The organism is Rhizobium sp. NLR22b, from assembly GCF_019685295.1.
Taxonomy (GTDB): domain Bacteria; phylum Pseudomonadota; class Alphaproteobacteria; order Rhizobiales; family Rhizobiaceae; genus Rhizobium.
Genome location: NZ_JABDWM010000008.1, coordinates 118,525 through 139,860 on the forward strand (window position 1 = coordinate 118,525; position 21,336 = coordinate 139,860).

A 21,336-nucleotide genomic window follows, 5' to 3' on the forward strand; every position below is an offset into this window, starting at 1 on the left:
ACGAAAGACGCTGAGATGAGCGAAGACGCCTCCAATGACAATGTTCAATATCCTCGGACGATCTTCATCCGCCGCCACTCCGTTGTGACCCGGCTTACGCACTGGCTGAACGTTCTCTGCCTGAGCTTCCTTCTCTTGAGCGGACTGCAGATCTTCAATGCCCACCCCGAGCTCTACTGGGGTCATTACGGCGCGAACGGCGATCCCGCGGTGCTGACAATCGGCTCCAATGATGAAGGCGGCATGCCAAACGGGTTCGTGCGTGTCGCGGGGCTACAGATTCCCACGACCGGCGTCCTCGGCGTTTCCAATGTTGATGGGGAGCCGACCGCGCGAGCTTTCCCGTCCTGGGCAACAATCCCATCCTTCCAGGATCTCGCGTCGGGACGTCGCTGGCACTTCTTCTTTGCCTGGCTGTTCGTCATCAACGGTATTCTCTACCTAAGCTTCAGCTTGCTGAACGGACATTTCAGGCGAGACCTGGCGCCGAAGGCCCGTCAACTCTCGCCGCGCCATCTCGCCCGGGAGGTTCTGGACCATGTCCGTCTTCGCTTCCCCGAAGGGGAGGAGGCCAAACATTACAATGCGCTTCAAAAGCTCACTTATCTAGCTGTCATTGTCATTCTGCTGCCGCTGATGGTCCTCACGGGTCTGACCATGTCGCCCGGGATCGACGCCGCAATTCCCGCTCTGGTCGATATCTTCGGCGGGCGCCAGTCCGCGCGCACGATCCACTTCATCACAGCATCAGCACTTGTCATCTTCGTTATCGTCCATGTGGCGATGGTCGTGCTTTCCGGGACCTGGAACAACATCCGCTCGATGATCACCGGACGCTATGCGATCGAGGAAAAAGGCCCTAAGTCATGAGTAAGCTTCTCACCCGACGCCGCTTTCTGATTGGCGGCACACTTGGCGCCAGCGCGCTGACCCTTTCAGGATGTGACCTGCTTGAGCAGAACGCAGACGTCGCCAACGTCCTTCGTTCAGCCGAGCACCTTACCATGACGGTGCAGAGACTGCTTCAGGGGCGCGATGCCCTGGCGCGCGAGTTTGATGAAAAGGACATTTCCCCGTCGTTCCGGGTGAATGGAACGAGTGCTCCCGACAGCGATGAATACGTTGAACTGGCGGACGGCAAATTTGCAGCCTGGCGGTTGAAGATCGACGGTCTTGTCGATCGGCCTGGAGAGTTTTCGCTCGCCGATCTCAAGGCGCTTCCGGCCCGCACGCAGATCACCCGCCATGACTGTGTGGAGGGCTGGAGCGCCATCGGCAAATGGACGGGCGTTCCGCTTGCCAGCCTGCTGCGTCTGACCGGGCTCAAGCCAACGGCGCGTTATGTCGTGCTACATTGTGCCGACGAGCTCGAAAAGACGCTCGACGGGAGTGGCCGCTACTACGAGAGCATCGATCTCATCGATGCGGTTCATCCTCAAACCATCCTCGCTTACCAGATGAACGGCCAGGACCTCAGCGTCGGCCACGGCGCTCCCTTGCGCCTCAGGGTCGAACGGCAGCTCGGTTACAAACAGGTAAAATACATCATGCGCATCGAACTGGTCGACAGCTTCGCCGGTCTGTGGGGCGGAAAGGGCGGTTATTGGGAAGACCGCGGGTACGAGTGGTACGCCGGCATCTAATGCGATCAAGGTGAACCGCAGGGTGACAGTTCATGAGCAGACGCGAAGTTCAGAAAGTCATGCCGATTTCAGCGACCGCTTCTTCATGACAGGTCGAGATCAGCCAAACCAAATGCGAAACACGGGTTGCGCTGCAACGCTTCATCATGCCGTTGAGTTAACCGGGTTCTTCCTCACTTTGTGTGGAGCGGTGGCAGACTAATCCCGCAGTTACAGAGATGGCAGAAATGCGCGCCAAAAGGAGACATGTGCTGACACAGGTTTCGTCCTACAGTTTGCTGACCGCCTCGACGACATCACCCAGCGTGAACGGCTTTTGGAGCCTGGCGACATCAGCCAGTTCATCGGGGATCACATCCGGATTGTACCCCGTCAGGAAAACGAATGGCGTCCCGCGCTCAAGAAGTTTATGTGCGATCTCGAACCGCGGGCCACCTCCGCCAAGATTCAAGTCGAGCACAACTGCAGTTGGCGTCTCTTCATCGAGAAACCGCAGCGCGTCCTCCTCGGTCGGGCACGGGCCAAAGACCTCCGCACCGGCTCCTCGCAATGCTGCCGCCGTGTCAGATGCGATGTAATAGTCGTCCTCGACCACGAGAACGGTCTTTCCAGTGAGGTCCGGCGCTCCGGTCATGTCGAGAGTTCCTCCGTATAGTCGCGTTGGCGCCGGGGCGTCAGTCTCCAGTATGCTTTCAGCTTCTCTGAGCGGAAACTCAATGTGGCAGTGAGCACCGCTTGGCTCAATCGACATTTTGCCTGTGCCACGAAGTTCGTAGGGTATTTTCGCCTCGATCAATTCGGAGCCGAAACCGCGGCGGGTCGGTGGCGGCCGCGATGGCGCGCCTTCCTCCACCCAGTCGATGGCGAGCCACGGCTTTTCCCGCTTCTCGAAGGGTGTCCACGTGACCGATACCTTGCCGCCATGGACCGACAAGGCGCCGTATTTCAAAGCATTGGTGGAAAGTTCGTGGAACGCCAAGGTCAAGACTTCGACGGCCTTGGGGGAGAGCATAAGATCGGGGCCGGTCAGTTCATACTGGTTTTCGGAATGCGCCTGCGCTCCGATTTCGCTCTCGAGGATACCGCGCAGCGATCCGCCGGCATTGGCTTGACACGTGAGCAATGTCTGAACCCGGGCCAAAGCCAACAGCCGACCAGCGAGCGACGTCTGGTAGCCCTGGACGTCGACAGCGCCGTCGGCAGACCGCACCACGGTGGATCGAATCATCGCCATGATGTTTCTGACGCGATGCTGCAGTTCGGCAAGCAGCACGCCCTGGTGCTGGACGGCCATCTTCGTCTCGGTGACGTCCTCAGCGATGCCGCCAACGCGCTCCACGTTGCGCTTCTCGTCATAGAGCGGGAAGCCTGTGTCCCTGATCCAACGGAATGAACCATCGTTCCGCCGGATGCGGAATTCATCGACGGCCGGCTCGCCGTGGCGCGCCTGATTGATGTGGTTCATGGCGGTCGCCCGATCCTCAGGTACGATCATCGCGGCCCACCGCCTGATGTCGCCGATGAAAGTGTCGGGTTCGGCGCCATAGATTGTCGCGATGGCCGGGCTGACGAATTCCATGTCGAGCGTCTCGGCGTCTCGGATCCACAGCGCTGCTGCGGAGGCGTTGGCGAACTGCTGAAACCGCTCTTCGCTCTCGCGCAGCGCCGCTTCGGCGCGGGCGCGCTCGACGGCCGCCCATGTTCGCTCCGCTGTTTCCTCAGTCAATTGGATCTCGTACGGCGTGAACGCATGCGGCGTGGCGTAGTTGACCCCCAGCCAGGCGACGAGTCTTCCCGCCTTTACCAACGGTACATCAAGGGACGCACCGATGCCCGCCTCGGCGAAAGCTCCTCTCTCCGCTTCGCTCAACCTTTCGTCCTGAGCCAGGTCGGGCTGGATGCGGTTATGCCCGGCGCGCAGATCCGCCAGGATGTCTGACCCGTAGTCAGCGTAGCGGAACGTCCCGGCCATGTCGGACGCGCCATCGACGTAGTTCGGGGACACGACGAAGCTCTCGCCATCCTCAGTGTCTTCTCCATAGGCGACGCGGCTTGCGCCGAGATATCGACCAAGGACCGTTGCGGCAGCGAGCCGGATCGCTGCCGGGTCCGCCAGGGGTCGAAGCGTATCGCTGAGTTCGAGCAGGAATGCCTGCCGCTCCCCGCTTTCGCGCAGGGCGATCTCGGCGCGTTTGCGTTCGGTGATGTCATAGAAAACGCTGACCAAGCGCCTGCTTCCAGAGCCGCCGACGCGTGCTGTAGAACTATGGATCCATCGTCCGGTGGGTTGGTGCCACCTTTCAATCTGCTCGGCCTCTCCGGTTTCAACCACCCGGCCAAATGTCTCAATCCAATATGCCTCCGTTCCAGGCATGACCTCACTGGCCAACTTGCCTGCGACATCCTTCAATCCGCTCTGTTTTTCGTAGGCAGCATTTGCTTCCAGAATCTTCCAGTCTACGGGCCTGCCAAGGTCGTCATAGATCATCTCGAAAATGCAGCAGGCTTCTATCATGGTTTCAAAAACGGCACGAAACTTAGCCTCGCTCTCCCGCAAGACTGCGTTCTCAGCCCTGCCGTCCGCGAGGAGTCGCTCTAATTCCCGTACGTCAGCCACCGCAAAGCTCCTCGAGTAGAACCTCGCCCACGAAGTCGATAAGCTGCACCGTATCACACAAGCTGGCGGTCGCTTGGCTCTTTCACTGCCAAAGCGGGACGCATTTTATCTCGTGGACGACAGGAAGCTGGACGATGCCTTTCAAGTGCTGGCGGGGAAAACATCTCGGCTGCCTTGTGACCCCTCAGCTTCCCTAGAGGACGGAACGGCCCTCCACGCCGCCAAGACGTCGGCCGCCCTCGAAAAGAAACAGAGGATTATTGACTCCATCGCGCGCGTGAACATAATAAGAACATCGGGCGAGGCGGCCGCCAATCTGAAAACTAAAGTATGGAGCACGGATATGCGCGAGCAGCCGATCGGCGAAGCCATTGTTGATGATGAGATTGCCGAGGTGCTTGCCTATCACAAAGGCGATGCGCAAGCGGCGATAGGAACGCTCCTGGCAGACATCCGTTACCTTCGCTGGCAGCTAGTGCTGACCGAAGGCGCGATGGGCCGAGGCATCACGCGCGGGTGGCGGCCGAGATACGGCCGAGACTGACAATGCCGGAAATGAACTATTCCAAGAAGTTGCGCGGGTGGACCCTGCGCGACGCGGCTGACGCTAATCAATTGCTCGAGGTGACGTGCCAGCTTTGTCGAAGGACTTACCGGTTTTTTCCGCGAGATCTGTTGAAGCTGACGAAGGACGTGAGCCTCGATCGCGTGGCGGGCCGGTTCCGTTGTCAGCTCTGCGACCGAAGGGAATACATGAACCTGAAGGTCGTCCAGATTTGGGGGTCTGAAATCGGCAAGCTTCCAGTGCGCCGACTGGTCAAAGTGACGTCGGTCAAAAAGCCAATTTGGGAAGACGGAGTTTTGTAGGATGGCGTCGCGTCGAGATAAGCCAGGCGGCGAACACCGCTATTCTGTTCGAGATCGAGGCAAGGTCATCACCTCGGCGCTCGTACTGGACAGCAGATCGAAGAGCTATAGCGCGTCGATCGAGTAGGATAGCTATCTTGTCTTTTGCTTCGGCAGCCGCGAAGCTGCGGAGCAATTCCGGGATTGTTGGAACGGCCAGTTCATCGACGCGAACGAAGTGGACAACAATGGCGTATGGACGCCGAGGGAGGGAGATGTGTGCAATTTATACCGGATGGACGCGAAGGATTGGGTGAATAAGTGGACCCAAGACGTCGAGAGTCTGGTCAACTTGATGCCGGCCTACCAGATGAACCCGGACCAGATGGGCCCGATCGTCCGCAACACAGCAGATGGCCGCAAGCAGCTTGTCCATGCGAGGTGGGGTCTTCCCTCGCCATTTTTCGTAATAAAGCAGGCGGCCGAGGCTCGGGCAGAGAAGTTGCGCCAGAAGGGCAAGCCCGTCGACATGGACATGCTCATCCGTATGGAGCCCGACAAGGGCGTTACCAACATCCGGAACCTGAATGTTCCCCACTGGAAGAAATGGTTCGGTGTCCAGAGCCGTTGCATAGTGCCGGTGACCAGCTTTGCCGAACCCGACCCCGCCAGCAAACAGGACGGGGGAAGCACCCCGAACGCTTGGTTCGCTCGTGACGAAGGCAAGCCGCTGATGTTTTTCGCGGGCGTCCACGTTCCGCAGTGGCAAAGCGTCCGCAAAGTCAAGGACGGATTGACGACCGACGACCTTTACGCGTTCCTCACAACCGAGCCGAACGATGTTGTACGGCCAATCCATCAAAGGGCGATGCCTGTGCTGCTGCTGACACAAGAAGAAGTCGACGTGTGGATGCGCGCCCCGTGGGAAGAGGCAAAGGCGCTCGCCCGCCCGCTGCCGAACGACGCAATCAGGGTGATCTCGCGCGAGGCCTACGGTTCGACCATCGTCAGCAACGCCGGGGAGCCGGTGCAAACGAGTTTGCTATGATCACTATTCGTGGAGAAGGGCATAAGGGCATTCAGCAGCGCCGGGCGCTAACTGATCATCGAGCACTATTGCAGTGTCGCCGGCTGCGCGAAGCGGGAAAGCTTCGGCTTTTCCCAATCGAGGACGGTCGAAACGCGCTGTCATTTCTGTCAATCGGAGCTAGAGCTTTTCCGGGTTAGATTGAAGCATTCTGCCGGAGCAGGTTTTCGTCAGGGCAAAGGCGATTGGCGACGGGCATACCCCCAGGTACGTCCGAGCCGATCGCCTTTGATCCTGGCGGAAACATGCCCGGCCCACCGGCCGCACCGCTTCGCCGTGGGCGAAGCGACAAGTGCGTCCGGCGATTCCAAGGTCTTGCAGATTTGCCAGGCAAATCTGCGGGAGGGTTGGCTGAAACGGGCCGGCTGATCGACCGGCCGGCTTGGCCGTAGAACTGGGCTACGACGCGCGCCGGCCGGTCGACCATCCGACTCCGTTTGAGCCAACAGAATGCTTCAATCTAACCCGGAAAAGCTCTAGTTCGTTGATTCCAGAAAGCTGTCGCTTATCACAACAGAGCGATGCCAGCTTCGCGCTACCGGCGCTGTTTGTGGCCCGACAGCCCCCGCGGCGAGGCAGGTTTTCCCCTTATGGGGCTTATGCCGCACTTGGCCTTGGCAGCTTGCCACGCGCGTTGGAAGAAACGAATTTCTGTGGCGATGGTTTCGCGGAACGGATCGGTTTGGTTGAAGTAGTCGCGGTCCAGACCGAGCTTTGCACCGTCTGCATCGCCCTCGTAATAGGTGCCGAACAAATGATCCCAGATCGGGAAATAATTGGCGAAATTCTTGTCGTGATGTTCCGGCACTCGGGAGTGATGGATGAAGTGGTCGCGTGGTGACTGGATCACGTATTTGCCAAACCAGCCATGCCAGGGAATGGCACTGTGCTTGACCAGACCAATGGCGCCAAAGGTGATGGTCACGAAGGCGAATTCGGCCGTTGGCAGGCCGATAAGCAGCGCCGGAACGACCATAATGGCCATGTTTATGGCCTTCTCCAGCGGATGCTCCCGCGACGAAGTCAGCGCGTTGAACTCTTCGGCTGCGTGGTGAAATTCGTGCAGCCGCCATAGTACGGGCAGCCGGTGCATCAACCGATGCTGCCAATAGCTCAAGAAGTCTGACAGCACTAGGAACAAGAGAACATGTGCCAAGCCAGGCAGCCTCCGGGCAAGGCCCAGGTGGGGGGCATCCTGAGCCGCGTGGGTGATGGCATAGGAAAGACCAAATGATGCGAGGGCCGCGAATAGCGTAATCATTCCCGTCGCCTGAAGGACGAAATAGACGATGTCGGTGATTGTGGATTTGCTGCGTTCGAAGAAAACCCGACGGAACCCGGAATTGCCGAACCCCACATAGGTGAGTTCCACCGCGAAGACCGTCAGAACCAGGCCAATGGAAATGGCGAAACTGAGCGCCATTGCCTTACCATTCAGATAATAAGTGTTGTAAAAAAAGCTTCCAAGCTTGTGCAGGCAGTATTCGACCAGCACCATGGCACTGCTCCAAACACGAACCCTTACAGCTTGGTCCTGACGATGCGCTTTTGCCACATTGCTCAAAGGACGATCGGGGCGTCCATTTGATGTATTGTCGGCGGTGGAAGTGCAGTGCCGGGAGGCATGCAGGAGGGTCGAGGAGCACTCCGAAAAACTTCTGGAATTACATGGTCGGCCGACAGGCTCATGAAAAGAACTTAGGACGGGAACAATAATAGGCAGCGCCGTCGTAGGACCTTAGGCCGTGGTGAGATTTGTTCCACAGCAGCCTCTCGACACTTCGATGTGCGGCCCAGCGCAACCCATAACTGGCCCCGCCCTACCGAAGGCGGGGTTTTTTGGCATTGGAGTTTTGGCCGAAATGGTCCATTGATCCGGCATCGACTTTCCAGGAGGTTGGATGAGCGACAGCGGCAAGCCGGCGCTGACCAATTCGCCCCAGATGGCGACCACATGGAATGAATTGAGGAAACGGAGCTCCTCGAGATGATTGCTGGGCTGATCATCTGCGCCTCTCTGACGGCGGTCGACTGCGACACCGTGAAATGGGATGGGCAGAACATGAGACTGCTGGGGAAGGAGTTCCGTTCGTCTCCGGCATCGAGAGGCCGGAGATCGGGAGCCATGCCGAATGCATGAAGGAATGGAAGCTGGCCCTGATCGCCAAGGGCAGGTTAAAAGAGCTTTTGGCTGAAAAGGGTCTGAGGGTGGTGTTCAGCGGCTCGGTCGACAAGACGCCATCGCATCGGCCGCTCATCAACATCTACCGTACGAATGGTGAAGAAATCGGCAAGAAGCTGCTTCGGAAGGTTTCGCCAGGACGTGGAGCCCGAAGCAGCGAAATGATTGGTGCGACTGACGTCGGCTGCTGATTTGACGCCCGCCAAAAGGATGAGCCTCGGGAACCTTCATCGCGGGCCTACGTTAGTCCTGAGCGTGCGCTAGGCGCCCTCAACCGCCTTGCCATGCACGCTCACTGGCCCCGCGAGCCGCGCGGGGCTTTTTTTAAACGCGGGGTTCATCAGTTAATCTTGAGCCAATGCCGCAGCCAGGCTACAGCCCCGTCGCTCATCCACACAAGACAAATCCGAATCTGCATCGCCGTCAGTTAGATCACGGAACCGCCACCTCGCCGGAGCGTTTCTTGCTCACATCGGACCCTGCCAGATCCCGCTGGCACTCCCGAACTGGAGGTATTCATGAAAACGCTGATCGTCTCCATGGGCCTGTTGGCTGCGACTGTCTTTTCGGCTTTTGCAGCGGAACCGGCCAAAATGGTCGACACGAAGATGGGTAAGATCCTGGCAAACGCCAAAGGTATGACACTCTATACGTTCGACAAAGACGCCATGGGCAAATCAAACTGCGACGAGGCCTGCTTGAAGAAATGGCCGGCCTTCCACGCCGCCGCCAAGGCCAAGGCCGAAGGCGAATGGTCACTTGTCAAGGCGGCCGACGGCAAGGAGATGTGGGCTTACCAAGGAAAGCCGCTTTACACCTTCGCCGGAGACAAGAAGCCTGGCGATATGACCGGCGATGGCGTCGGCGGAGTTTGGCATGTCGCCAAGTAGTCCGGCGCACTGGAACCTTCAGGGCCGCTCAGCCCAAGCGGGTCCAGATAAGCCTTTTGGATAGATATTCGCCATGCTCAAGCGCGGCTACAATCCTCGCGCGAATGACGGGGATGCGGCATGCGTCAGGAGTATCGCGTTCCGCAGAAGAAATCGGTGCTGTTCAGGGCGCCGGGTTTGGTCATCGGCGCGGTCGCGTTTGGTGCAGCCGGCGGCTGGACCGCAAGCGACATGCTGGCCTCCTGGGGCGCTTCTGGCGGCTCCGGTCTATCGTGCAGGATCAAGGGCAACATCTCCATCGAGACTGGCGAGCGCATCTTCCATGTGCCGGGGCAGCGATACGACGAGCAGACGAAGATCAGCCCCACGTATGGAGAACGATGGTTCTGCTCGGAATTTAAGCTTGGGCCGCCGGCTGGCGGAAAGCGAAATCGTAATGAGCGGAGATGGCCTGAATTGGAAAGGCCGCTTGCGTGGCGACCCTGTCGGTCACCTGCCGGCGCTCGGCATTCATGGCCGATATCACTGGTCAATGATGAGATGTGGACGTCGGCGCGTTGACCTGCAGCGAATGACTGCTACCAAACTTCATGATCAGCAGCGTGACCAGCTCCTCGCGCGTCTTATGTCCTTCATTAAATAGGTCGACTGCCGAGCTGCAAAGAAGCTGCATTGATTGTTCCGTCGGCGCGGCGTGATTGTGCCGGAACCAAGTACGAACAGCATCCGAAATCACGTTCACGTCTTCCAGCTGAAGTAAGAGATTGAAGTCCGCCATATCATCCTCCCTAAGCGTCGCAACAGTTCGCTCGGAGCGCGATAAGAAAACCGTAGTGCATCAGCCTTCTAAGACCAACCGTCAGTGCGGTTTCGCACATTTATGCATTCGACCCTAAGTCAAAGTGATAAAGTCGTACTTATTGCAGTAAAGAAAACATCGTTGAGAATAGTTGTGCAGCGCCTAGGTGCGCAAAGCCAAAAAAAACCCCAATCTGCTAATCCCCGCTGAGCTGCGGGGCTTTTTTTGCGTCATGCTTGAACCGCACTACAAAACCACGGCGCCCAATGCCCGACTTAAGTCCGTCTTTTTCTTGGTAAGAGTCGAGCTAGATTTTATTCATCCTTGTCAAGAGGACGCCAGGGAGGTTTAGCAATGTTGCTGTATCCAGTCAGAACCTCCCTGGCGAGACAAATAACGCCTTCTTCAAGTGCTCAATGAGAAGATGAAGCTGCGTTCTACTATGTCCAACACCGTACCGGAACATAGCCAGTCCCTCTTTCGTTGAAGCAACAGGAAAGCACGGGTGTTCCTCCTGTGCGATCCGTGTTGTCAAGACTTGCCCCGTTACGGCGGGGCTTTTTTGTCGGCATCCTACCGGAGCCGCTCTACGCCCGATCATCTCGCCGCTGATTGAGGAAGCGATCGACAAGCTGATCGATCTTGACGAGACTGCCCGAGCCCACTTCCAGGAGAATTCGAAAGAAATCGCCGAGTGATGTTCAGTCGAGCTCATCCTCGGATCGTATCAAGGTGAGGGGTTCTAACACCCGCGGCCTTATGGCGCCGCCCACCTCCCTCCGTGCACTTCGGCTCCGCAAACTTCGTTGTTCGCGGAGCCGCCCCATCGCCGTCGATCCTGCTGAACTACTTCCAAACGAGAGCCTCACGCGACTTCGCCATGCTGACGTAGCGATAGTAGACCGTCGCGGGCACCACCAATTTGGTGCCAGTCGTGCAACACAGGTAGTTGCCGAAAAGAAAGTAATTTAGCTTATCGCATGAAAAACAGGTAACGCCGTGATAGTCCACGACCTGCTTCCCATCCAGAAACATCATGAAGCGTCCGTCGCCTTCCCTGGTCCATCGAACAAGGAGTTCGAAACGGTGCCAAGCGCCCGCCAGTTCGCTGATGGGCGCGACGCGCATGTCAAAAAGGTCAATACAGTCACCGCCGAACTGGGTCATCTGCTTCCCGCTTGGCTTTTCCATACTCCATGAAAGGAATTGGTCGTTGCTATGGGGATTGGTGGTCAGGGCCACGAGTTGGCATTGGTCCTGATCCTTGAATTCGACGAATATCTCGTGACCTCTGACCTGCTTCGAACCAATCGGAAAGTCGGGCACGAAATACATGTCCCAACCATACCATGCCTCCTTGGGTTGCTTGGCCTTGCGTCCCTGCTGAACCGTCGCGCGAGCCGACTGTTGCTCGCAGTCGTCCCGTACGCACGGACCTGGGTTGATCGAAAATTTGAACACCTTGGCCGCGTTGTACTGATCCAGCGGGTCTTTCACCATTGTAAAGCCGCCCGGCTGATTGCGCTCCGTCGTAACTCTAAACGGGTGGGTGAAGCCAGGAAGTTTAAATGTCCTTTCCGCACCGAATGAAAGATTTGCTGAAAGAACTGGCAGAAGTACTGCTACCAGGATTTTGCGGAGGAAGTTCAATATCCCAATATTCTTGAACCCTGAGCTTGACCGATTAGCTCTCGGCGGCATCGCCAGCCTCCCTCATTGTCTCGGCATCGCCTGTTACGCGTTCAATACTGCATAAGGGGGCTGCCGATGTGCTACGGCTCAAGTCGGTGCCAACAGGTTCCCGCCGGTCGGCACATTGGGGTCTGCCCAGCGACGGATGGTGCCGGTGCCCAAATCAGCACCGTAAAGCCAGCCGTCCGGTCCCTTCGCGATGTCTACCAGGTAGGGGACGCCGGTGTCGAAGACCTGTACGTTCGTGATCTGCCTGCTTGCGTTCATTGTTGCGGTGTACACATTTCCATTGACAAGATCCGCAAACATCAGGGTATCGTTGTTGTAGAAATCCCCGACCGTGATCGCGGAGGCGCCGTCAGGCGCGCCGTGGCTTCTCGATAGCAGCGGAAAAACAGCAGCCTGATCGGAAGGACTGTTTCGGTTCCCATTGTTGTAGAAGCTGATCGCCTGAGGGAGATCCTGGTAGCCGCCCGTTCGGCCGGGACCTTCCAGATACGGCCAACCGAAATTCGATCCGGCGGGACCGGTATTTATTTCCTCCCAACTGTTCCAGCCGACATCTCCGAGCACGGGCAGGTTGGTCACCGGATCGAAGGTGAAGCGATAGGCGTTGCGCACGCCGGAATAGAAGACCTTGGACTGATTGCTGTTGGGATCTGCGGGGTCATAGAAGGGGTTCCCCGGAACGCCCGCGCCGGTCATCGGATCTATCCTCAGGACTTTGCCGGACAGATTGTGAACGTCTTGAGCGCGAACCGTGCGAGGGTCCATGAAATTGTAAGACGTGCCGTCTCCGTTGCTGAAGTACAGCATGCCGTCAGGCCCGAAATGGAGAGCTCCATTGGAATGGGAGTCACTGTCCGTCGCCAGATAGTCCCGAATATTCTGGTTCTGGATTCCGGCGCGATCTGGATCGTTGTCCTGCGTTCCCACCTCGATCTGGCTTGCAGGGGCGGTAATGGTGGTGCCGTTAACGATGCCCGATGGCGGTATGTTCACAGCGCCGGTACTGTCGAGATCCGGACGGCTGGTGTATGCCCAGGTGCTATTGGTACCGGCCAGCACGACCATGCTGGCCGGATCGGCGATCATCGTGTTGGGGTTGACCGTAAGCCGAACGAGACGCGAAGGACGGTTCCCTTTGGTATCAGGTCCCGCCAGGCCGGTTCCATTCGCAGTTTCCGGCGGGTCGTAAGTGTAGAGCAGATAGACGTATGGATTTGCCGCGAAGTTCGGATGAATTGCCAGCCCCAGCATCCCCCGATCTCCGGGCGTATAGTTGACCTGGCTAGACAAATCGACAAGCGGCGTCGATCTCAGCGTGCCGTTGTCCACCACCCGCACAACGCCATTCTGTTGCGCGACAACCATATAGCGGCCATCGGGCGTCCAATCCAGGGTCGTTGGCTCGGTCAAGCCGGACACCACGGTCTGGCGGACCAGATTGCCGAGGTTGCTGTCGTCGTCCAGGATGTTGACGGTCGCGGTCGTTTCGCTCCCCAGGACAGCGCCTGTCGGGTTGCTCAAGGTTACAGTGAAGCTTTCGTTGCTCTCGGCCGTCGTGTTGTTGAGCAGCGGAACAGAAATGGTCTGGATCGCCTGCCCGGCTGCAAATGTGAGCACGCCCGTTGTTGTCGTATAATCGGAGCCCGCGATCGCGCTGCCATTGCTCGTAGCATATGCAACAGTGGCCGCGGCATCGATGTTTCCACTGCGCTGAACCGTGATCGTGGCGGCGACCGCCGCCTCCGACAAGGTGATGACCGGATTGCTCACGGAGATGGTCGGTGCGGAGTCGTCGTCGACGATCGAGACCAGAACAGTCCGCGGCGCTGCCAGCGAGCCACCAGGCCCGGGATTCTGGATGCCGACGGAAAATGTCTCGGTCCCTTCGGCATCGGGGTCATTGACGATCGGGATTGCAAACGTCTTGCTGCTCTCGCCGTCCGCGAAAACAACTTGCCCGGTATTGGCTCGGCCATTGAAGGTCGGCGGCGTATAGTCCGCTCCAGCCTGTGCCGCTCCGGCTCCGCCGATCTCGTTGGTCGTGTACTCCAGTGTCAGCGGCCCGCTCGTGCTGCCTGTGCGAACGACGGTGATTGTTGCGGCGCCCGCTGTTTCACTGACGAAGATGGTGTTGTTGTCCCGCAAGGCAACGCTTGATCCAGCAGAAAACACGACATCGCGGAAGTAGTTTTCATTCTGGTAGACCAGGGTCGGAAACGTGCCGATGGTATCGTTGTAGACGCCGGCGCCGACCGGGGCGGTCAATCCGCCATTGCTGATCGGGTTGGCAAAGCCGTTCGAGGTCAGCGAATAGTAGCTGTTGGCATTGACCGAGACGACATAGGTGGTGCCCGCATTGATGACCAGCGGGCTTGCCAAAGTCTGCTGCTGCCAGCCTGAGGCGGTCTCGTTGGTGAAGGTGACGCTTGCCAGCTGCTGCCCGGTAGCCGACCAGATGCGGCCGACATGCGTGCCGGTCTCGCTGGGGGCCTTGTAATAGCGGACCGCCTGGATCGAACCGGTATTGCTGCTGACGAAGCGCATCCCGACTTCCCAGTCCACTCCAGGCCCGTCGGTGAAGTTGGGTTGGGCCGGTGTCTGGGTGGTGAAGAGGCTGACGGGGCTGGAACTTACGGATGTAATCGGGGCAGTCGCCGCGCTCACGACGGTCTCGCCAGTGCCAAGCAGGTCGGTATAAGTGGCATTGACCCGCACGCGCTTGCCGACGAGACTGCTGCCCAGTGTCAGGCTTTGCCCGCCCGCGACGTCACTCCACGTCGTGCCGTTGTCGCTGCTCTGCCACAGATAGCTGACGCTTGCCGGCAGGCCATCGATGTCACTGAGGCTGGCGGTCAAGGTCTGGCCCTGGCTCGCTATGCCAGTGATCGAGATCACGCCGGGATCATTGACATTGGCGACTGCCGAGGGCGTCGCCGGGCTGGTGACATTTTCGCTGTTGCCCAGGTTGTCGATGTAACTGGCTGTTGCCCGCACGAAATTGCCGACCTGGGCCTGCTGCAGGGTCAGCGTCTTGGCAGTCGCTCCACCGATATTGCTCCAGGTGGTGCCGTTGCTGCTCTGCTGCCACTGATAGGTCACCGATCCCGGCACACCGTCCGCGTCGGTGACAGCGGCCGTCAACACCTGACCTTGCGTCGCGGTGCCGCTGATGCCAAGCACACCCGGGTGGTTGTCGGGATTCGCCGCCGCGGCAGAAAACACGACATCGCGGAAGTAGTTTTCATTCTGGTAGACCAGGGTCGGAAACGTGCCGATGGTATCGTTGTAGACGCCGGCGCCGACCGGGGCGGTCAATCCGCCATTGCTGATCGGGTTGGCAAAGCCGTTCGAGGTCAGCGAATAGTAGCTGTTGGCATTGACCGAGACGACATAGGTGGTGCCCGCATTGATGACCAGTGGGCTTGCCAAAGTCTGCTGCTGCCATCCTGAGGCGGTCTCGTTGGTGAAGGTGACGCTTGCCAGTTGCTGCCCGGTAGCCGACCAGATGCGGCCGACATGCGTGCCGGTCTCGCTGGGGGCCTTGTAATAGCGGACCGCCTGGATCGAACCGGTATTGCTGCTGACGAAGCGCATCCCGACTTCCCAGTCCACTCCAGGCCCGTCGGTGAAGTTGGGTTGGGCCGGTGTCTGGGTGGTGAAGAGGCTGACGGGGCTGGAACTTACGGATGTAATCGGGGCAGTCGCCGCGCTCACGACGGTCTCGCCAGTGCCAAGCAGGTCGGTATAAGTGGCATTGACCCGCACGCGCTTGCCGACGAGACTGCTGCCCAGTGTCAGGCTTTGCCCGCCCGCGACGTCACTCCACGTCGTGCCGTTGTCGCTGCTCTGCCACAGATAGCTGACGCTTGCCGGCAGGCCATCGATGTCACTGAGGCTGGCGGTCAAGGTCTGGCCCTGGCTCGCTATGCCAGTGATCGAGATCACGCCGGGATCATTGACATTGGCGACTGCCGAGGGCGTCGCCGGGCTGGTGACATTTTCGCTGTTGCCCAGGTTGTCGATGTAACTGGCTGTTGCCCGCACGAAATTGCCGACCTGGGCCTGCTGCAGGGTCAGCGTCTTGGCAGTCGCTCCACCGATATTGCTCCAGGTGGTGCCGTTGCTGCTCTGCTGCCACTGATAGGTCACCGATCCCGGCACACCGTCCGCGTCGGTGACAGCGGCCGTCAACACCTGACCTTGCGTCGCGGTGCCGCTGATGCCAAGCACACCCGGGTGGTTGTTGGCACTGACAATGGCTGCGGTCGGCGCGCTCGCCCGGTTGGCTTCGACACCACCCAGCTGATCGGTGTAAGTGGTCCTGACACGAACTTGCCTGCCCACCTGCGCCGCCTGGAGTGTCCAGTTCGGACCGGTGGCTCCGGCGATGTCGGTCCAGGTCGTCCCGATCAACTGCTGCCAGCGATAGGTGATCGACACGTTGGCGAGCCCATCGAGGTCGGTAACGGCCGCAGTCAGGGCTTGTCCTTGAACGGGCGTACCGGTGATCGTCGCCACGCCTGCGTCGTTCAAGTTGGCGACTGCCGTCGTCGGACCGCTGGCGACCGTCTCGTTGTTGCCAAGGGCATCGGTGTACGTGGCGGTCGCTCGAACCTGCTCCCCAACCAGTGCTTGCTGCAGGCTGAGTGTTTTCGCAGTGGCGCCGGCAATGTTGCTCCACGTGCCGCCGCCATTGCTGCTTTGCTGCCATTGGTAGGCGACGATGGTCCCGGCCGGGAGCCCGTCAACATCGGTAACACCAGCCGCGATCGTCCGATTTTGAGTTGCGGCCCCGATGATGGAGACGATGCCAATGTCGTTGCCGGCAGGATTACTCGCGACGATCGGGGATGTGGCCAGGCTGGTTCGATTGTTTTCGGTTCCTCCCGACTGATCGGTATAGGTTACCTGGACGCGGACCTGCCTGCCGACCTGCGCTGCCTGAAGCGTCCACGTTGAACCGTTGGCGTTCGCGATGTTGCTCCAGGTGGTTCCGATCAGTTGCTGCCAACGATAGGTGATCGCCACGTTGGCGAGCCCATCCAGATCCGAGATCGCGGCGGCCAGGGCCTGGCCTTGTACGGGTGTACCGGTGATCGCGACTACGCCTATGTCGCTCACGTTGGCGACAGCGGTATTGGTGGTGCTGGCAACCAGTTCCTGGTTGCCCAAAGCATCGGTGTAAGCAGCGGTTGCCCGCACCCGCTTTCCGACCTGAGCCTGCTGCAAGGTCAGGGCGGCTGTGGCTGCACCTGTTATGTTGCTCCAGGTGGCGCCGTTATCGCTGCTCTGCTGCCACTGATAGGTAATGACCGTCCCTGACGGTAACCCGTCAACATCGGTGACATTTGCCGCCAAAGTCTGATTCTGAGTCAGAGTCCCGCTGAGAGAAACGACGCCCTGCGCCATCACGCTACCTCCGCATCAACCTGTCAATGTTGCCTGCTAAGTCGTCGAGGCGTGGCCGCAGGAGTCCTGTGTCCCGCTTTTCCCACGCGCGCTGAACCCCACTGGGCGGACTATGCTCCGATCCTTTGGACTTTCCAATTAGCTCTTTCTTGGTAGAACTCTGTCAATTATCACACGCCTTGGATGCGCTGGAGCTCAGTTGCAGGCTGGCAAATCGATGCTGACGACGCGGCTTCTGCCGCTCCATGCGCCGATGAAGTCGAGGCTTTCGTGGCTCTGCGGCGTGGCCGGCAAGCGCCATGTCGATCCGATACGCAGGGCAGGGCGGCGCCTTTCGTTGTCGTTCGCCCAGGATCCGCGGCGCGTGATGGGCCAAGGCCATGGATTCCAGGCTCAAGGCCTGGAATGACGGAGAGCGGGGGTGCATTCCCACTCAACTCGCCGCCGGCGCAGCGTATCGCGCCGCTGGACCGGCGTCAGAGCACTTCGTTTCAGCGCGCCTTCGTTTGCTGGCGAGGCCTTCCGAGTGTCGCAGATCATTCCAATGGCGGGATATCGCGCCACGCTGAGGACTTGGCGCGGGAGATTTCCGCGTTACCTAAGCCGGCGGCATGGAGGTAGACAATGAAGATGCAGAAATTCGCGATCGCCGACGCTTCGCTGGAGCGTTCCCCGGGGCAGGAGGCAGACATTCTCGTCGGCAATCTCGTCGATGAGCGGCATGGCGGGCCGATCACCATCGGTTACGGACGCTACGCCCCTGGCCAGAGCCTGACCGAAACCATGGCGGTCGACGACGTGATGATCGTTCTGGAAGGGCGGCTTTCGATTTCGGCAGAGGCGGGAACGGTCAGCGCCGGGCCGGGCGAGATCGTCTACATGCCGAAGGGCGAGACCGTGACGATCCGCTCGCATGAGGAGGGCGCCGTCACCGCCTATGTCACCTATCCCCACTGGCGTCCGGCGCATGCGTAAGTCCCACGGCAACGAGATGCTTTTCCGCGGCCGCCTCGATTGATTTCCACGGCAGCTTGGGGTCGGGGACGGCGAAGGGGGCTGACGTAGCCTGTGCCGGTATTGGGTTGCGAATTGACCGCACGACGGATGGTTGCAAAGATGTCCACTCGTCGCAACGAGGTTTTGGCATGTCTATCGCGACCTTACCTGCACCGCCCTATTACGTCGTCTGCTTCTCGTCGCAACGAACGGAGGTCGAGGACGGCTACGGTGACGTCGGCGCTGCGATGGTGGAACTGGCAAAGCAGCAGCCCGGATTTCTGGGTTTCGAAAGCGCCCGCCGTGCTGATGGGTTCGGCATCATCAACTCTTATTGGAGGGACGAAGAAAGCATCCGGGCCTGGAAAGCGGTCGTCGATCACGTCGAAGCGCAACGCCGGGGCCGGGCAGACTGGTATACGCGTTATGAAATCCGTGTGGCGCTCGTTGAAAGAGCTTATGGATTCGAAGCCGAACCACCGCGATGATCTTCGCCCTCAGACCGGGTCTCGCCGAGAACCGGCTCCCGTTCGTGACGGGATCCAGGACCGTTTCCTTTCAGCGCTTCCACGAAACGGATGACGTCACCGACCAGGCCATCGCTGAAGATATCGTTGTGACCCGCGCGGTCATAGATCAGCATCCGCTTGGGCTCGGGTGCGATCTCGTACAGCGCCTGCCCTGAAGACAGCGGGATGCTGTCATCAAGCCGGCCGTGGAGGAACAACTTCGGTTGTCTGACCTTGCCTATGTTGAGGTCCGATCGAAACGGATCCTTGAGAAGAATTTCAGCCGGGAGGTACGGATAGCGCGCCTGCGCAACCGACAGAACCGACAGGTACGGAGACACGAGGATGACGCCCCCGGCCGGCCTGTTCGCGGCCGTGTTCACAGCAACGCCGGTGCCAAGTGACCGGCCGAGCACAACAATCTCGCTTCCGGCATGTGCTGAAAGCCAGTCGAACGCGGCGATGCCGTCCGTCAGCAGGCCCTGCTCGCTGGGTGAGCCGGTCGAGCCGGGATAGCCGCGATAGGAAATCGCCAGCAATCCAATCCTGCGTGCAGCCAGCGCCTGTGCGAGAAACGCGTAATTGTCGACGCGGTCGCCGTTGCCGAAAAAGAGGAGCACGCAGGGCTTGTCGCTGTCGCCCTGGCTGTACAGTCCCTGAAGCTTCTCCCCGTCGGGCGTTCTAATGTTGACCGACTCGCCCCAACGCGCATCCTCGGCACCAGATGCGGCGCCGGCTCCGGGATAAAGCAGGCTTCGCTGCGAAAAATAGACCAGAGCCACGATCGCCATGTAGGCCACGACCGCCATCAGCGGCAAGATCAGCAAGTATCTTGTGGTGCTCACGACAGAATCCACCCGCCGGTTTGGCAATTCCCAGGACGCCTTGCGGCGACCGCGGCCGGTTGCGGCGTGACGTTCTCGGCGAAGGGTCAATATATGCACAAAGCGTTGTTGAAGAGAAGATGTCGAAATACGAAGATAATCTTCAATATTACCTCTGCGGTAACGCCTCTCAGGCTCGCAATAACCCTTCGCTCGCGCTTCTCAGGCTGGAAAAGGGTTTTGCCACGCATCCAGTTCTTCAAGCCGTCCGTACCATTTTTGCATATGCCGGAATTCGGCGAGCGGGATGTCGGCAGCGGTTGCATAAGGAAGTGCAGCTGCCAGTGCGAAATCCGCCACGGTCAGTGTCTTCCCGACGGCGACGCTGTTGGCGGCCAGATGATCGTCGAGCACCCGGCCATGGAGCCGAAAGTTCGTCTTCGCATCCTCGATCAGGGCGAGGTCAGGCTTCCCGCCGAACAACGGCTTGATCAAGCTTTCAAACCACAGCGTTGCCCCGTGCCGGGTGAAATGGCTGGCATCCCAGCTCAACCAGCGCAGCACGTCGGTCTGCCGATGGTCATGCGGCCAGAAATCCGACGCGACTGCGTCAGACAACCGGCACATGATGGCGTTCGCTTCCCATAAGGTTCCGGCATCATCCTGCAGCACCGGGACCTTTCCGTTCGGGTTCAGCGCCAGGAATTCCGCGGTGCGCTGCTCTCCGCTGGCCAGGTCAACCCTGACGAACTCGACGTCGGCTTGAAGAAAACGCGCGGCGGCGCAGGCCTTCCGCGGATTGAGCGTCTCGCAATAGTAGAGCTTCATCGTCGCCTTACCCATGATTTTGCCCTTCGGCGGTTCCCAGAAAAGAGTTCAATCGCTCGAAACTTTGCGACCAACCGGATTCATGACCCTCAAGTGAGGATGCGCTTGCAAATCCGCTCTGCCGAAAAGTCATTTCCGTGCCTCCATCGCTTTCCCTGAAGGTGATGGTGACGATGGTTTCGGGGCTGGTTTCGCCGGTTCCGGTCTCCCAGGCATGTGTGAACACAAGCCTGTGCGGCGGCTCGACCTCCAGATATTTTCCGCCGACCCAATGCTCCTCTCCATCCGGGGCAATCAGACAGGCGCGGTGTTTGCCGCCGGGCCAGGCTTCCAGCCTGTCGCCCACTGCCTTGAAACCGTGAGGCCCACACCATTGCGCCAAGGCTTTCGGGTCGGTCCATGCCCTGAAAACGAGATCGCAGGGCGCATCGAACTTTCGCACGAGAACCAGGTCATGGCTGTTGTCTGTTGCGGTCTCTGGATTGGTCATTTTTCGTTTCCTTGTACCTTGGACAGATAGTCATCGAGACGATCAAAGCTTTCATCCCAGAAGCGCCTGTAATCGGCGATCCAATCTGCAATTGTCTTCAAGGCTGCCGGCTCGAGAATGCGGGGACGCGAATTCGCTTCCCGGCCGGAGCGGATCAACCCGGCCTGTTCCAGGACCTTGAGGTGCTTCGAGATGGCGGGTTGAGACAGCTCGAAGGGGTCCGCGAGTTCGGCGACGGTCGCCTTGCCATTGGCAAGCCGCGCGAGAATTGCTCTCCGCGTAGGATCGGAGAGGGCGGAAAAAATCTCATCAAGCCTGTCGTCCATGAATCACCAATTAGCTATATAGCCAGATGGTTATATTCGATGTGACGAAATGTCAAAGGCAATTTATGCTGGATTGGCAACGACAGGAAAAAACTCGACCTCGGTGGGCAAGCGACGATGTCGTGAGCGGGACCTTCCCCGCTCGCGACCAAGCACCCGAGAGCACCATTTTGAGGCGCTACGCCAGCC

The 21,336-nt window shown here is 59.2% G+C and carries 19 protein-coding genes and 1 pseudogene; 11 read left to right on the top strand and 9 right to left on the bottom strand.

Features of this window, described 5'->3' with window-relative positions:
* Positions 1 to 15 precede the first annotated feature (15 nt).
* Both HJC00_RS14945 and HJC00_RS14950 read left to right on the top strand, forming a co-directional pair.
* On the top strand, positions 16 to 870 hold the full coding sequence (locus HJC00_RS14945; protein WP_210628781.1) for a cytochrome b/b6 domain-containing protein: 855 nt from the start codon (positions 16 to 18) through the stop codon (positions 868 to 870).
* Positions 867 to 1,643 carry a molybdopterin-binding protein gene (locus HJC00_RS14950; RefSeq protein WP_221155415.1) on the top strand — a complete coding sequence of 259 codons (777 nt, stop codon included), beginning with the start codon at positions 867 to 869 and terminating at the stop codon, positions 1,641 to 1,643. Before HJC00_RS14945 ends, HJC00_RS14950 begins: the two co-directional genes overlap by 4 nt.
* 268 nt (positions 1,644 to 1,911) lie before the next feature.
* Here the strand turns inward: HJC00_RS14950 and HJC00_RS14955 are convergent, their stop codons facing one another.
* Positions 1,912 to 4,260, bottom strand: coding sequence for a PAS domain S-box protein (locus HJC00_RS14955; protein WP_221164284.1), 2,349 nt, complete (start codon positions 4,258 to 4,260; stop codon positions 1,912 to 1,914).
* A gap of 343 nt (positions 4,261 to 4,603) precedes the next feature.
* Between HJC00_RS14955 and HJC00_RS14960 the strand changes: the two genes are divergently transcribed.
* The 3 genes from HJC00_RS14960 to HJC00_RS14970 all read left to right on the top strand — a co-directional run bounded on the left by HJC00_RS14960 (position 4,604) and on the right by HJC00_RS14970 (position 6,154).
* Positions 4,604 to 4,804, top strand: coding sequence for a hypothetical protein (locus HJC00_RS14960; protein ID WP_210631676.1), 201 nt, complete (start codon positions 4,604 to 4,606; stop codon positions 4,802 to 4,804).
* Between the two features lie 2 nt (positions 4,805 to 4,806).
* Complete coding sequence (locus HJC00_RS14965) at positions 4,807 to 5,127, top strand: hypothetical protein (protein WP_221146788.1); 321 nt, start codon at positions 4,807 to 4,809, stop codon at positions 5,125 to 5,127.
* A 256-nt stretch (positions 5,128 to 5,383) separates the two neighbouring features.
* Positions 5,384 to 6,154 (top strand): SOS response-associated peptidase, encoded by a 771-nt coding sequence (locus tag HJC00_RS14970; protein ID WP_221155566.1) that lies wholly within the window; start codon positions 5,384 to 5,386, stop codon positions 6,152 to 6,154.
* Positions 6,155 to 6,728: 574 nt separating this feature from the next.
* Here the strand turns inward: HJC00_RS14970 and HJC00_RS14975 are convergent.
* Positions 6,729 to 7,691 carry a sterol desaturase family protein gene (locus HJC00_RS14975; protein ID WP_221155419.1) on the bottom strand — a complete coding sequence of 321 codons (963 nt, stop codon included), beginning with the start codon at positions 7,689 to 7,691 and terminating at the stop codon, positions 6,729 to 6,731.
* Positions 7,692 to 8,329: 638 nt separating this feature from the next.
* Here HJC00_RS14975 and HJC00_RS33140 point away from each other — a divergent pair.
* The 3 genes and pseudogenes from HJC00_RS33140 (at position 8,330) to HJC00_RS32575 (ending at position 9,702) form a co-directional block, all read left to right on the top strand.
* Positions 8,330 to 8,566: a hypothetical protein gene (locus HJC00_RS33140; RefSeq protein ID WP_405048791.1), complete on the top strand. Its 237-nt coding sequence runs from the start codon at positions 8,330 to 8,332 to the stop codon at positions 8,564 to 8,566.
* A 327-nt stretch (positions 8,567 to 8,893) separates the two neighbouring features.
* Entirely contained in the window at positions 8,894 to 9,265 is a 372-nt protein-coding gene (locus HJC00_RS14985; RefSeq protein ID WP_210628775.1) for a hypothetical protein, read from the top strand.
* A gap of 120 nt (positions 9,266 to 9,385) precedes the next feature.
* Positions 9,386 to 9,702, top strand: a pseudogene (locus HJC00_RS32575) (succinoglycan biosynthesis protein exoi).
* A gap of 92 nt (positions 9,703 to 9,794) precedes the next feature.
* Here the strand turns inward: HJC00_RS32575 and HJC00_RS14990 are convergent.
* From HJC00_RS14990 to HJC00_RS15000, 3 genes are all read right to left on the bottom strand, one after another.
* A complete protein-coding gene (locus HJC00_RS14990) occupies positions 9,795 to 10,043 on the bottom strand; it encodes a hypothetical protein (protein ID WP_221164285.1) in 249 nt (82 codons plus the stop codon).
* Between the two features lie 867 nt (positions 10,044 to 10,910).
* Positions 10,911 to 11,765: a heparin lyase I family protein gene (locus tag HJC00_RS14995; protein WP_221124258.1), complete on the bottom strand. Its 855-nt coding sequence runs from the start codon at positions 11,763 to 11,765 to the stop codon at positions 10,911 to 10,913.
* 78 nt (positions 11,766 to 11,843) lie between these two features.
* Entirely contained in the window at positions 11,844 to 17,174 is a 5,331-nt protein-coding gene (locus tag HJC00_RS15000; protein WP_221164286.1) for a DUF4082 domain-containing protein, read from the bottom strand.
* A 199-nt stretch (positions 17,175 to 17,373) separates the two neighbouring features.
* Here HJC00_RS15000 and HJC00_RS15005 point away from each other — a divergent pair, with 199 nt between their 5' ends.
* The 3 genes from HJC00_RS15005 (at position 17,374) to HJC00_RS15015 (ending at position 18,658) form a co-directional block, all read left to right on the top strand.
* Positions 17,374 to 17,583, top strand: coding sequence for a hypothetical protein (locus HJC00_RS15005; protein WP_221164287.1), 210 nt, complete (start codon positions 17,374 to 17,376; stop codon positions 17,581 to 17,583).
* Positions 17,584 to 17,798: 215 nt separating this feature from the next.
* On the top strand, positions 17,799 to 18,149 hold the full coding sequence (locus HJC00_RS15010; RefSeq protein ID WP_210628770.1) for an ethanolamine utilization protein: 351 nt from the start codon (positions 17,799 to 17,801) through the stop codon (positions 18,147 to 18,149).
* A 170-nt stretch (positions 18,150 to 18,319) separates the two neighbouring features.
* On the top strand, positions 18,320 to 18,658 hold the full coding sequence (locus tag HJC00_RS15015) for an antibiotic biosynthesis monooxygenase (RefSeq protein WP_221146794.1): 339 nt from the start codon (positions 18,320 to 18,322) through the stop codon (positions 18,656 to 18,658).
* Here HJC00_RS15015 and HJC00_RS15020 read toward each other — a convergent pair.
* From HJC00_RS15020 to HJC00_RS15035, 4 genes are all read right to left on the bottom strand, one after another.
* The gene (locus HJC00_RS15020; RefSeq protein ID WP_210628769.1) at positions 18,628 to 19,524 is read right to left on the bottom strand and encodes an alpha/beta hydrolase; all 897 of its coding nucleotides are present in this window, start codon (positions 19,522 to 19,524) and stop codon (positions 18,628 to 18,630) included. The two genes, HJC00_RS15015 and HJC00_RS15020, sit on opposite strands and share 31 nt — an antisense overlap.
* Before the next feature lie 201 nt (positions 19,525 to 19,725).
* The gene (locus HJC00_RS15025; RefSeq protein ID WP_210628768.1) at positions 19,726 to 20,346 is read right to left on the bottom strand and encodes a glutathione S-transferase family protein; all 621 of its coding nucleotides are present in this window, start codon (positions 20,344 to 20,346) and stop codon (positions 19,726 to 19,728) included.
* Entirely contained in the window at positions 20,339 to 20,821 is a 483-nt protein-coding gene (locus HJC00_RS15030) for an SRPBCC domain-containing protein (RefSeq protein ID WP_210628767.1), read from the bottom strand. Before HJC00_RS15030 ends, HJC00_RS15025 begins: the two co-directional genes overlap by 8 nt.
* Complete coding sequence (locus HJC00_RS15035; protein ID WP_221146795.1) at positions 20,818 to 21,147, bottom strand: helix-turn-helix transcriptional regulator; 330 nt, start codon at positions 21,145 to 21,147, stop codon at positions 20,818 to 20,820. The genes HJC00_RS15030 and HJC00_RS15035 overlap by 4 nt, the downstream gene beginning before the upstream one ends.
* Positions 21,148 to 21,336: the final 189 nt, after the last annotated feature.